Origin of the sequence: [Clostridium] symbiosum (assembly GCA_036419695.1) — a bacterium.
Taxonomy (GTDB): domain Bacteria; phylum Bacillota; class Clostridia; order Lachnospirales; family Lachnospiraceae; genus Otoolea; species Otoolea symbiosa_A.
Map to the genome: position 1 here is coordinate 1,146,792 of CP143946.1, position 11,939 is coordinate 1,158,730.

Consider the following 11,939-nt stretch of genomic DNA (forward strand, 5'->3'; position numbering starts at 1 on the left):
GCCGAACAAATGTTTGCAAAACATGGCGGAATATGCTATACTGGGATAGCTACAGATAGATGGAAACTATACAAAAAGCGAAATTGATTAGGTGCTATTGTCCGCCGCCTGCCTTTTTGGCAGTGAGTGGACAGTAACATATATAGGAGAGAGAATAAGCAGCAGGGATTCTGTGATGCTTATATACACAGGAGTTTGAATAATGGCGAAGCAGTATATTAAAATACGTGGTGCCAATGAGCACAATCTGAAGAATGTTTCACTTGATATTCCGAGAAATGAACTTGTCGTCCTGACCGGCCTGTCTGGCTCGGGCAAATCGTCGCTGGCTTTTGACACGATCTATGCGGAAGGCCAGAGAAGATATATGGAATCTCTATCCTCCTATGCGAGACAGTTCCTCGGGCAGATGGAGAAACCGGACGTGGAGAGCATAGAGGGGCTCTCTCCGGCTATTTCCATTGATCAGAAGTCCACAAACAGAAACCCGCGTTCCACGGTAGGGACGGTTACGGAGATTTATGATTACATGCGTCTTCTCTACGCGAGAATTGGTATCCCCCACTGTCCGAAGTGCGGCCGTGAGATTAAGAAGCAGACCGTGGATCAGATGGTGGATCAGATCCTGGCCCTTCCCGAGAAGACGAGAATACAGCTTCTTGCGCCCGTTGTAAGGGGACGCAAGGGCCGTCATGAGAAGGTGCTGGAACAGGCTAAAAAGAGCGGCTATGTCCGTGTCAGGATTGACGGCAATCTCTATGAGCTGACGGAATCGATTGCTCTGGAGAAGAACATTAAACATAATATTGAGATTGTGGTGGACCGCCTTGTGGTCAAGGAGGGAATTGAAAAGCGCCTTTCCGATTCCATCGATACGGTTATGGGCCTGACCGGCGGACTGATGATGGTGGATGTATTCGGACAGGAGCCGATCATGTTCAGCCAGAGTTTTTCCTGTCCGGACTGCGGAATCAGTGTGGACGAGGTGGAGCCGAGAAGTTTTTCCTTTAATAACCCCTTCGGAGCCTGTCCCGACTGTTACGGCCTGGGATATAAGATGGAGTTTGACGAGGATCTGATGATACCGGACAAGAGCCTCAGCATTAAGCAGGGCGCCATTGTGGCGATGGGCTGGCAGTCGTGCTGTGACAAGGGCAGTTTTACCGGCGCGATTCTGGAGGCGCTGGCGGAGGAATACCATTTCAGCCTGGACACTCCGTTTGAGGAGTACCCGAAGGAAGTGCACGACATTCTTCTGAAGGGAACCAATGGAAAGATCGTAAAGGTGCGTTACAGGGGCCAGAGGGGCGAAGGGATTTATGACATTGCCTTCGAGGGCCTGATTCAGAATATGAATAAGAAGTACAGGGAGACATTTTCCGATTCAATGAAGGCGGAGTATGAGACCTTTATGAGAATCACCCCCTGCCCGACCTGCCGCGGACAGCGTCTGAAACAGGAAGCTCTGGCCGTAACGGTGGGCGGCTGTAATATTTATGAGGCCACCAACATGTCCATCGTGAAGTACCGCGAGTTCCTGGACGAGCTTCAGCTTACCACGATGCAGGAGACGATCGGCGCCCCGATTCTTAAGGAAATTAAGGCCAGAGTGTCCTTCCTGATCAACGTAGGTCTTGATTATCTGTCACTGGCCCGCGCCACGGGAACACTTTCGGGAGGTGAGGCCCAGCGTATCCGTCTGGCTACCCAGATTGGTTCCGGCCTGGTCGGTGTGGCCTATATTCTGGATGAGCCGAGCATCGGCCTCCATCAGAGGGATAATGACAAACTTCTGCAGACGCTTCTCCATCTGCGCGATCTGGGCAACTCTGTGCTCGTCGTGGAACATGACGAAGATACGATGCGGGCGGCCGACTGTATCGTCGATATCGGGCCGGGTGCCGGAGAGCATGGCGGTAACGTGGTTGCCGTCGGCACGGCGGATGAAATTATGGCATGTAAGGAGTCCATCACCGGAGCCTATTTGAGCGGCCGGGAGAAGATTCCGGTTCCCGGTGAGCGCAGGAAGCCGACCGGCTGGCTGACCGTAAAAGGAGCCGCCGAGAATAACCTGAAGAATATCGACGTATCCTTCCCGTTAGGGGTAATGACCTGCGTGACGGGTGTTTCGGGATCCGGAAAGAGCTCTCTGGTGAATGAGATTTTATATAAAGCTCTGGCCAAGAAGCTGAACCGCGCCCGCACAATTCCGGGAAAACATAAGAAGATAGAAGGCGTGGAGCAGCTCGATAAGATTATTGCGATCGACCAGTCCCCAATCGGACGGACTCCGCGTTCCAACCCTGCCACCTATACGGGGGCGTTTGACTTAATCAGGGATTTGTTTGCATCGACATCCGATTCCAAGGCCAAGGGATATAATAAGGGGCGTTTCAGCTTTAATAAGAAGGGCGGACGCTGTGAGGCATGTACCGGAGACGGAATTATCAAGATTGAGATGCATTTCCTGCCCGATGTTTACGTTCCGTGTGAGGTCTGCGGAGGCAAGAGATATAACAGGGAGACTCTGGATGTCAAGTATAAGGGAAAGAGCATTTACGACGTCCTCAATATGACGGTGGAGGAGGCGCTCAAATTCTTTGAGAATGTTCCGTCCATTTACCGTAAGATAGAGACTCTCTACGATGTGGGACTTTCCTACATCCGTCTGGGACAGCCGTCCACCGAGTTATCCGGCGGTGAGGCCCAGCGTATCAAGCTGGCTACGGAGCTGAGCAAGAGAGGGACCGGAAAGACGATTTACATTCTGGATGAGCCGACGACCGGCCTCCATTTTGCCGATGTCCACAAGCTGATCGAGATTCTGCGCAGACTGTCGGACGGCGGCAATACGGTTGTTGTTATTGAACATAACCTGGATGTGATTAAGACGGCCGACTACCTGATTGATATCGGACCGGAAGGCGGAGACAAGGGCGGTACGGTGATTGCCCAGGGAACGCCGGAAGAAGTGGCGAAGAGCCCTGTTTCCTACACCGGAGAGTATGTAAAGAAATATCTGGAACTGTAATGAATGGGCCGTTTCTGTGCATCGCGTAGCGGTAACCAGGAAGGTACTGAATCGTTACAAGTGATGAAATAATCTGTGAGAGAAGAAACGTGTGATAGAAGAGGGAAGAATGCCGACAGAGTGATTTTGTCCGGGCATTCTTCCCTTTCTGACTTATGTTTAAACTTGATTTTAGCCCCAGGAGATTTAACCGGGCAAATGAACCTATTCAGACTGGAATTTATGAACAGCGGAGGGCAACACCTCTTTGGGGATTGGCTGATAACGTTCGCCGTTTAACTGTTCTCCCCATTCTCTTCGTGCCTCTTTGACTGTATCGGGGGTGAGATACAGGTCGATTGCCCCTCCGGCCATGACTTTCCCGGCATAAATCAGACCTTTGTGCGCGATGGAGCTTTTTCCCTGTGCGGTGCGCTGCCAGGAATGGGCGGGGGTGCCGCAGCACATCGTGGCGGCCTGGATCTGTCCGGTTGGACAGATAAAACTTACATCCCCGACATCCGTGGAGGATGGGAGTGTCATCGTGACGGGCAGATCCGGTACGGCAAAAGAGTGGATTGGTTCTCCGATATAGGGTTTAACAAATGCCCGGACGTTTGGACCAAGCTTTTCAGAGATGGCTATGAGGCTGTCTTTTACGGGGAGCGTGGATTGGATGGCTGCCGCATAAGCCAATTCTTCCTCCGTATAGCGGTTGGCCGGAACTTCCTGCAGGTTGGCGGCAAGGACGCTTGACAGGGTTCTGTTCGGTACAATGTTGGCGCATGCCTTTACAAATTGGATATCCACACTGGTTCCGGTCATCAGGGCGGCGCCCTTTGCCACATCGTCCACGCGCGCTGCAATCTCCTTTACCTGGCTGATTTTTGGGGCGCGTATCAGGTAGACGGCCTCGGCCTCGGACTGAACGACATTCGGCGAAAAACCCCCTGTATTGGTCACGGCATAGTGTACCCTTGCCTCCGGGATAATGTGTTCCCGGAGGAACTGGACACCCGTGTTAAAGAGGGTTACGGCATCCAGCGCGCTGCGGCCCAGATGCGGGGAGGCTGCGGCGTGGGAACTGGTCCCGTGGAAACGGTAGAGCACCTCCTGGTTTGCCAGGCAGCTGACGGCAGTTGCGGCATTGACATCGCCAGGATGCCAGGACAGGGCGATGTCCAGTTCATCGAAGATTCCGTCACGCGCCATAAATGCCTTTCCGGCTCCGCCTTCTTCACCGGGGCAGCCGTAGTAAATTACGGTGCCGGGAGTGTTTGTCTCCGTAAGAAAGTGTTTTACCGCAATGGCGGCGGCCAGGGAACCGGCCCCGAGAAGGTTATGGCCGCAGCCGTGGCCGTTTCCTCCCGGTGCTATCGCCTCATGGTGAAAAATATCGGCTTTCTGGCTCATTCCCGAGAGGGCGTCGTATTCCCCAAGAATTCCGATTACCGGAGCGCCGCTTCCAAAGCGGCCCGAGAAAGCAGTTTCCATGCCCGCCAGTCCGCGTTGTACTTCAAAACCTTCCTTCTCCAGTGCCTGACATAAAATACCGGCTGCAAAATGTTCTTCAAAGGATGTTTCCGGATGCTCCCAGATTGCATCGGAAATGCTGCAAATCCATTCTTTTTTTTGGTCGATAGCCGACCAAGCGTTTTCTTTTACCGTCATATTGACCTCCTGATTCTATCTTAATGTTGCTTATGTCTGCCCGTCATTCCCGGTTCCTCATACCGCCGCATTTGCATTTTTACATACAATCCCCGTCTGCCCTTCCGGCGCATCCTGCATTTTTTCGGAGCGCTTATACAGACCGCGGAACAGAAGCAGCAGTATGACGGAAACGATCAGAACAGCCGTTACGGTGAGGAAAATCTGCATGCGCGTCCCGTTCTTCAATGAATAGTAAATGATGAGTGTCAGCGGCAGGGAAATCAGGTTAAACAGGGACATTCCCAGGCTGACGTCGTTGAGTGCCGTTGTCTCATACTCGGGATCACAGATTTTAAGCAGCATCATGCCGTTAATGAGCACACCCGTTTCCAGGCCCCACATCATTATGGAATGCTCAAAGGGGTGGCGGGTTGGAAAGAGCCATTTGAAAATGATAAAGGTTGAGACAAAGGTGACGGCGAGCCCGGCAATTACCATTGCGAACAGAGGTCCGGCATAGTCGGAGAGCGTTTTAACAGGAATGCTGGCAATGGCGGCGGCAATGGCAAAATCGCTCATGGAACCGATGATGCGCGCCTTTACTTTTGTGTCAATCAACCAGCCAAGACCCAGCTTCGAGATGGCCCAGTCCACCGGATACATGCCGGCCATGCAGAAAAACCATACGGGAAGATTGTCACCCGGATCGACAATTCCCTGGACGATAAAGCCGATGCCGCAGGCCAGGAGCAGGACCGCCAGATGGATGGTGATGGTGTCGATGGAGGAACTCATCATCGTTTCGCGGCCGATGGATTCCTGGCGGCCGATATCGGACTCATATCCCCGGGACATGGCTTCCGGGATTTCAGACGGCTTTTTTAGAATCGCCGTATATCCTTTTCGCGAAGCTACATTGATTGTGATAATGCCGATGATCATTCCGGCGATCAGGCCGATGGTGGCGGTTGTGGTGGTAACGCCCTGGGCCGTTTCCCAGTAGTCAAATCCGTATCCCTGCAGCAGACTGCCTACCATTCCGGCGGAGCCATGGCCTCCGGCAAAACCGCGGGCCAGTTCATAGCCGAAGGTCTTATAAAGCCCGGAGTCCGGTCTGACGGCGGAGTAGATTACATTGGTGCCGAGGCCGACCACTTCCTGCAGGGAGGTTACAACCTTGATCACGGCGCCGGTGGCAAAAAAAGCGGCCAGAGCAATCATGCCTTTTTTAACCGGTTTTGCTTTTGATTTATTTCCGGTTTGCTGTACGGTGGAGCCGGCAGCAGAGGACGATTTTGCCTTCCTGTTTTTGGAAGAAAACATCCCCAGCGGAGTTGCCGCGAAAATGGGAATGACGAGAATGCTGGGAAGTGCGGTCCAGGCGTCCAGCCATTCTTCACTGACCGGGAGCAGGGAAAAGTTTCCCAGTATCCTGGGGCCGAGCAGCAATCCGATGAAACCTCCGATTACCGACGCCGGAAGAAATAATTTCCGGAACAGAGGGATTCTGGCCCTCAGCCAGGCGCCTGCCAGCAGAAGCGCCGACAGGAGGCAGATACTTTTGAGAAGTTCAAGCATACTTTGATAAGTCACTTTACTTCCTCCTTTCGTTTCCTGTTGATTTATGTTAAAATCACTATAACATTTGGGGAAAAGTTTGGGAAATACGACTATCTGATACCCCCATAGGGGAAATGAATTGCAGGACTGTCCGGAAAATGCAGTCCGCATTTCACGGGTTTGGGAGGAAGTTTATGAATACGCAGCAGCTTAAAATTATTCTCACGGTGGCGGAGACCGCCTCCATTTCCAGGGCGGCCAGGGAACTGTTCCTGTCACAGCCCACGGTGAGCAATTCAATTATGGCCGTGGAAAACGAGGTGGGGTTTCAGATATTCGAACGGACAAACAGGGGGATTTCGGTGACGGACAGGGGCAGGCAGATGCTGCGCCATGCGTCGGTGGTGGCGGAGCAGATGGAGGCCATCGGAAGAATTTCAGAGGAAGAGATCGTCAGACGTTTCCGCCTTATTGCGCCAAGCAGCCTGAGAATCGAGAGGGCGTTTGCACGCTTCTGCCGGAAATACTGCCGGTCGGAGAAATTACAGTTTTCCATGTATGCCGAGGGAATCGGCGAGGCGGTTGATTCCCTGTACCAGGGGAAGGCAGATATGGCCATTGCCTTTTGCCCCATCGGCACCGTGGAGACGCTGTCGGGGCAGATGCGCCAAAAGGATGTACTCTACACCTATCTTGGCAGACAGCCGTTTGTGATAACGGCGGCAAAGGATCACCCGATGAATCAGGAGGAACTGACGCCGGAGACACTTTCAAAATACGCGTGCATCAGATACAGAAATTCCATCAGGGTCGAAAGTTTTATCCCGGAGACCATGCGCGTCGCGATAGGAACCGATCGCGTAATCCGTGTGGAATCCAGGGAACTCAGGATGAAACTGGCTTCCCAGGGCGTAGGTTTTCTGGCCGGGACGCCCATCGATCCGGCGGAGCTTGAAGCGTACGGCCTGGTCAGCCGCCCTGCCTATGGACTGAGCGGTGAAATGGGGTACATGGTGCCGAAAGCCAGGCAGAAGGAGCCGCTGGTAAAGGAATTTCTCCAACTACTCCTGGAGGAACTCCGGACGATTGACGGGTTCCAGGAAAATGCGGAGCTGAAGGTTTAAGTTACCGGGAGGGGAGACGGATGAACAGTGAGTTGGAACGGGAACTGGAAGAAATGCTGCGGCAAAAAGGAGCCGCACTTGTCGGTTTTGCCGATATGACGGAGGCAACGTCCGGAGAGTGGACGTCCGGCGTTTCCATTGCAGTGACGATACCAAAGGAGATTGTACGGTCGATAGGCGACGGGCCGAATGAGAAGTATTTGAAAACATATTATGAATTGAATGCGAAGCTGGATGAGCTGGCGGTTGCCTGTAAGGAGTATCTGCAGGAAAAAGGATATCAGGCGCTGGCCCAGACCGTGGATTCCGTCAAGGAATTTGGGAATTACCGCACCTGGCTGCCGCATAAGACGGTTGCCACCTGTGCCGGAATCGGATGGATCGGGAAAAATGCACTGCTGGTGACAAAGGAGTACGGTTCTGCGGTCAGGATTACGTCGGTCGTCACGGATGCTCCCCTCAAAACGGGAAAAGCAATCAGGGAGTCGCAGTGCGCAGGCTGCATGGTGTGCACAAATGCCTGTCCTGCGGGCGCTGTCAGCGGAAAACTGTGGAACAGCGGGCTGGACCGCGATGAATTTGTGGATATCGAGGCATGCAGGAGTAAAGGGCGTGGGATGGTGAAGGAAAGACTGGGAAAGGAACTGACCTTATGCGGCATCTGTATTGCCGCCTGTCCTTATACGAAGCGGTATCTTGGCAGGAATATATAAGCGAAAATGGAAGGAAAAGAGTTTGCAGCAGCATTTAAAGGCCTGTTGCAAAGGGAGCTGTTTCTTGACTGGTTTTCCCCGGGCTGTAGTAAAGATACAAAATGCATGACGAAAAATGGCAGAAAACCGTGAAAAAACTTCTTGTCAATGGAACGTCATTATTTTATAATAAGTAATACGCCGCAGGAGGGACGCACAAAACAATGCGGCTGTGTCGCTGCGGTTCAATCAATTTATAAATAATAGTTCTTATGCCAATAATAGCACTGTAAAGTATTACACGTATCAGGGGAAAATCACCAACGGAAAATTATTAGGAGGAATACTCGTGGAAAAAGAGATGATTATCGTATTGGACTTTGGCGGACAGTATAACCAGTTGATCGCCAGAAGAGTCAGAGAATGCAACGTGTATTGTGAAGTACATTCATACAATATGCCGCTGGAAAAGATTAAGGAAATGAATCCGAAAGGAATTATTTTCACGGGCGGACCAAACAGCGTGTATGGGGAAGACTCTGCAAGATGTCCAAAAGAAATTTTTGAACTGGGTATTCCGATTTTAGGAATCTGTTATGGCGCACAGCTTACCGCGCATTTACTCGGAGGTAAGGTGGCGACCGCTCCTGTCAGTGAATATGGCAAGACAGAGGTGGCTGTGGATACAACCTCCAAACTGTTTGAGGGAGTCTCCGCGAAGACAATCTGCTGGATGAGCCATACGGATTATATTGAGAAAGCGCCGGAAGGTTTCAAAATAACATGCACGACTCCGGTCTGCCCGGTTGCAGCCATGGAGTGTGAAGAAAACAACTGGTATGCCGTTCAGTTTCATCCGGAAGTAATGCATACACAGGAAGGCACAAAGATGCTTTCCAACTTTGTATACAATGTCTGCAAGTGTGCGGGCGAATGGAAGATGGATGCATTTGTAGAGCGTACAATCGGCGAGATTCGCGAAAAGGTTGGAAACGGCCGTGCGCTTTGCGCCCTGTCGGGCGGCGTGGACTCATCGGTGGCCGCTGTTATGATGGCAAAGGCGATCGGCAAACAGTTGACCTGCGTATTCGTAGATCATGGCCTGCTCCGCAAAAACGAGGGAGACGAGGTTGAGGCCATATTTGGACCGGAAGGACAGTACGATTTGAACTTCGTACGCGTCAACGCCCAGGAGCGTTTCTATGAGAAACTGGCCGGAGTGTCGGATCCGGAGCAGAAACGTAAGATTATTGGAGAAGAATTTATCCGCGTGTTTGAGGAAGAGGCGAAGAAGATTGGAACGGTTGATTTCCTGGTTCAGGGAACCATCTATCCCGATGTGATCGAGTCCGGCCTTGGAAAATCAGCTGTTATCAAGTCCCACCACAATGTAGGCGGCCTTCCCGAACATGTTGATTTTAAAGAGATCATTGAGCCTCTTCGCATGCTGTTCAAGGACGAGGTCAGAAAGGCGGGGCTGGAGCTTGGCATTCCCGAGGGACTTGTATTCCGTCAGCCGTTCCCGGGCCCGGGACTGGGCGTCCGCATCATCGGCGATGTGACACCTGAGAAGGTGAAAATCGTCCAGGATGCCGATGCGATTTACCGCGAGGAGATCGATAAGGCAGGAATCGCAGGCGATTTAGGCCAGTATTTCGCCGCTATCACCAATATGAGATCCGTAGGCTGCATGGGTGATGAGAGGACTTATGATTACGCTATTGCCTTAAGAGCCGTGCTGACTTCCGATTTCATGACCGCTGAATCCGCTGAACTTCCGTGGGAAGTGCTTGGGAAGGTTACAAGCAGGATTGTGAATGAGGTAAAAGGGGTTAACAGGGTGTTGTATGATTGTACGGGGAAACCGCCGGCAACGATTGAGTTTGAGTAATACTGTTCCCTTCCCACCGGCTCCAAGCCTTTTATCCAGTCGAAAATAGAACAAAGTAAACATAAGCAGAAGTATCAGGACTTAACGATCCCGGTACTTCTGCTTTTTGTTTTCCGGCTTTTCACTCACAGTTTTTTCTGCCCTTTGCCCTCTATTCTTTCTCTGTTCTCAAAAAGGAAAAAGGCAAAATTGGAAAGAAAATCTGAAAAGGAAAACACAAGAAAACAACGTATTTACAAGGAAAATTCAAATCCAAGACCATTACAACCAAAACTCAACTTGTCTCTGTTTCCGTCCTTTTGTGAAGCCAACTCAAACAGTGAGCCAACGCTAAGCCGGAAAAAGGAGCAGAGAACAAGGCAGAAATAATCAAATCTGAAAATCTAAAAATGAAGAAAATCCCGAAAATAAGCTGGAAAGGAAAGGGCTGTTTTTGGTGGGACAAGAGGGCGGATTTCGATTGCACTTGAACAAATACCAACTTAATACAGATTATTTTATATGGCAGGTAGTCTATATGGTTGCCTGTCGTATTTATAATGATATGTATTATTATGATTTTTGTTGCCAGTAAAAATGGAAGATGATATATATTGCTTTCAAGATATAGTTAAGGAAAAGGTATGGACAAAGATATAGAATTATTATTGACACAATGCAAAGATAAATGGGGGCAATCAGATGAAAAGATGAATTACTTTTCAAGTAATTTGCCAAGATATTTGGAAAATTTATCACAAGAGATGAAAGATATCATTTTACTATTAATAAATTATTTTGATTATTATTCTCATCAGTTAGTGAATACATATCTAAAAGATTTACATAATAGAACAATGGAACATGAAAATATTGATATAAGTAATTCTGTTTTTTGTGTACTAAAATCACAGAGGGGAACAATTAATAGTTCATATGAATATTTAATAGAGTATAGGCATCTTAATGGGATTGGGAAATATTCTATTGTTCCAGAATTAAACGATATAGCTACAAAGGAATATTGGGGGTATATAGATAATATTATTTTGATTGACGACTTCTGCGGATCAGGGAAGACATTTGTAGACTATATTGATAAAAATAAAAATATCCTTATTGGAAAACATATTGTTTATATCGTAATTCATATTATGGATGCAGCAGTGTCTAAGATTGAAGCTTATGCGAAAAAAAATGAAATATCTATAGAAATCGTATATGAACATAAACAAAGTGCAGCATTTTCTTCTTCAGACGAGCTAGGCATGAAGAGAGAGTGCTTTAAAGAAGAATCCCAAAAAATGGACTTATATAACGAAAATGACATATTTGGTTTTTCGAAATCGGAATCGTTAGTTTCATTTTATAATGATACACCTAATAATACGTTAGGGATATTTTGGAAAAATACAAGTAAAAATAATGCATTATTTCCAAGAAATAATGAACGAAAACCAGCATGGATGAGATTTAAATCAGATAAGAAGCAACGTAATGAAAGTAATTATGCAAGGGAAAAGAAAAAATATAATGGATGAATATGTAAAGTTATTAATATTGGCTTATTTTAAAGAATTTAATGGAAGATATAATTTAGAAAAATTAAAGGAAAAAATAGGTATTCCGTTTAATACGCTTGATAATTTTATTGGAGAGTTAGTTGAAAATAGTGAATTGTCTTACAAAAATAATATGCTCAGTATAACCCAAAAAGGAAGATTAAAACTTATTAATTCGGAGATGGAAGATTATTCTTATAGTATTAATTTGGAGAATGAATATTCAAATAGCAGATGGAGCATAAAAAAAGTTTATACTGTACATGAATTTTCTAAAAAAAATGGAGGGGTTCCGAAATGTAATTGCTGTTCTCAAGTGCATCTGTTAGAAAGCGAAAGGACAGTGGCCTTTCATAGTTGCAAGGTTTCTTAATATGCAGATTAAGTAGCAAAGCATACTTAATCTGAATATGTTGGCATTACAACGATATTCAGCAAATGTTGTTGCATGCGAATGCAACAACATTT

8 protein-coding genes are annotated in these 11,939 nt (G+C 48.5%); 6 read left to right on the forward strand and 2 right to left on the reverse strand.

Annotation, left to right across the window (positions count from 1 at the left end):
• The first annotated feature begins 202 nt into the window (after positions 1–202).
• Positions 203–3,031 carry an excinuclease ABC subunit UvrA gene (gene uvrA / locus V3C10_05340; protein ID WVP63244.1) on the forward strand — a complete coding sequence of 943 codons (2,829 nt, stop codon included), beginning with the start codon at positions 203–205 and terminating at the stop codon, positions 3,029–3,031.
• Between the two features lie 204 nt (positions 3,032–3,235).
• On the opposite strand, the gene V3C10_05345 is transcribed toward uvrA, so the two are convergent.
• The gene (locus tag V3C10_05345; GenBank protein ID WVP63245.1) at positions 3,236–4,681 is read right to left on the reverse strand and encodes an amidohydrolase; all 1,446 of its coding nucleotides are present in this window, start codon (positions 4,679–4,681) and stop codon (positions 3,236–3,238) included.
• Positions 4,682–4,738: 57 nt separating this feature from the next.
• Positions 4,739–6,256 carry a sodium/glutamate symporter gene (locus V3C10_05350; protein WVP63246.1) on the reverse strand — a complete coding sequence of 506 codons (1,518 nt, stop codon included), beginning with the start codon at positions 6,254–6,256 and terminating at the stop codon, positions 4,739–4,741.
• Positions 6,257–6,417: 161 nt separating this feature from the next.
• Here V3C10_05350 and V3C10_05355 point away from each other — a divergent pair, with 161 nt between their 5' ends.
• The 5 genes from V3C10_05355 to V3C10_05375 all read left to right on the forward strand — a co-directional run bounded on the left by V3C10_05355 (position 6,418) and on the right by V3C10_05375 (position 11,844).
• A complete protein-coding gene (locus V3C10_05355; GenBank protein ID WVP63247.1) occupies positions 6,418–7,347 on the forward strand; it encodes a LysR family transcriptional regulator in 930 nt (309 codons plus the stop codon).
• A 20-nt stretch (positions 7,348–7,367) separates the two neighbouring features.
• Positions 7,368–8,060 carry a 4Fe-4S double cluster binding domain-containing protein gene (locus V3C10_05360; protein ID WVP63248.1) on the forward strand — a complete coding sequence of 231 codons (693 nt, stop codon included), beginning with the start codon at positions 7,368–7,370 and terminating at the stop codon, positions 8,058–8,060.
• A 328-nt stretch (positions 8,061–8,388) separates the two neighbouring features.
• Entirely contained in the window at positions 8,389–9,930 is a 1,542-nt protein-coding gene (gene guaA / locus V3C10_05365) for a glutamine-hydrolyzing GMP synthase (protein ID WVP63249.1), read from the forward strand.
• A 623-nt stretch (positions 9,931–10,553) separates the two neighbouring features.
• A complete protein-coding gene (locus V3C10_05370) occupies positions 10,554–11,450 on the forward strand; it encodes a hypothetical protein (GenBank protein WVP63250.1) in 897 nt (298 codons plus the stop codon).
• Positions 11,407–11,844: a hypothetical protein gene (locus tag V3C10_05375; protein WVP63251.1), complete on the forward strand. Its 438-nt coding sequence runs from the start codon at positions 11,407–11,409 to the stop codon at positions 11,842–11,844. Before V3C10_05370 ends, V3C10_05375 begins: the two co-directional genes overlap by 44 nt.
• Positions 11,845–11,939 lie beyond the last annotated feature (95 nt).